At 35.3% G+C, this 1,001-nt stretch carries 1 protein-coding gene; it reads left to right on the top strand.

Annotation, left to right across the window (positions count from 1 at the left end; genetic code table 11):
- Nucleotides 1-860 (top strand): IS4 family transposase (locus AC1Q59_RS24760; RefSeq protein ID WP_492368526.1); only part of this gene is annotated, 860 nt, incomplete at its 5' end.
- Nucleotides 861-1,001 lie beyond the last annotated feature (141 nt).

The raw sequence follows: 1,001 nt of genomic DNA, 5'->3' as shown, positions 1-1,001 counted from the left end.
CAGGGATTCCTAACGGAATCGGAAGGTTAAAAATTATTGACTCTACCGAACTTAAGCTTCCAATGTCTTTTTGTGATTGGGCTTCCATATCCAAAGGGCATAATGCAGTTAAAATGCATACAAGATTGGTAGTCCTTTCAACTGGTACCGTTTTTCCAGATAAAATTATCCCATCTACTGGTAATGTGAGTGATTTCGAAAGTTCTCCATTTATTATAGAAGAAGACGATGATGCAACCTATGTGATGGACAGAGGTTATCCTTCAAAGGATAACTTAATGGATTGGCAAGAGAAGGAAATCAAGTTTGTAACAAGGATAACTAAGAACCTCCGTTTATATCCATTTGAGGAATACGAGCCAACACATCCATCAATCAAAAGTGATTCTAAGGTACTATACGGGGTTTCAAAGAAACCTCTAAGGTATATTGAATTTAATGATGACAAAGGTCGAACCTACAGAATCTTAACATCACGATTCGATCTTACAGATCAACAAATAATGGAGATATACCGCAACCGTTGGCTTATAGAAACCTTCTTTAAATGGGTTAAGCAGCATCTAAGGTTTAAAAATATCTGGAGTACAAAGCCGCAAGGCATTTGGAACCAGATGTTCTTAGCTCTAATCGCTCTTGGAATTTCACTCATCATTAAACTGCAAACAGGATCAAAAAATACGGTGTGGAATTTCTTTCGATGTCTTCAAACGTATCTTTATCAACCATTTAAAAAATTAATAAAAGAACTCAATCGAAAGAAAAGACCATCGAAGGGAAGGCAAAAGGTACCTAAACCTAATATAAAAACGCCTCCGTTGTTTGGTTCTGTCGCCCTAATTAAAGAAAAATATAAATAAAAGTAAAGTTATAATATTGGTAAAAAAAGGGAACAAGGTCGATTTAACCTATGTTCGCCTCTTTTTCTCCATTTGGAATAAAAGGTAATGTAAAATAATTACAAATATTCAAATTAATAACAGCTGTGCAACGCTAGTGGG

The organism is Cytobacillus sp. MT66 (genome assembly GCF_058792595.1).
Note: the sequence above shows the minus strand (reverse complement) of the source record. Positions and strands in the feature narration are given on the sequence as shown.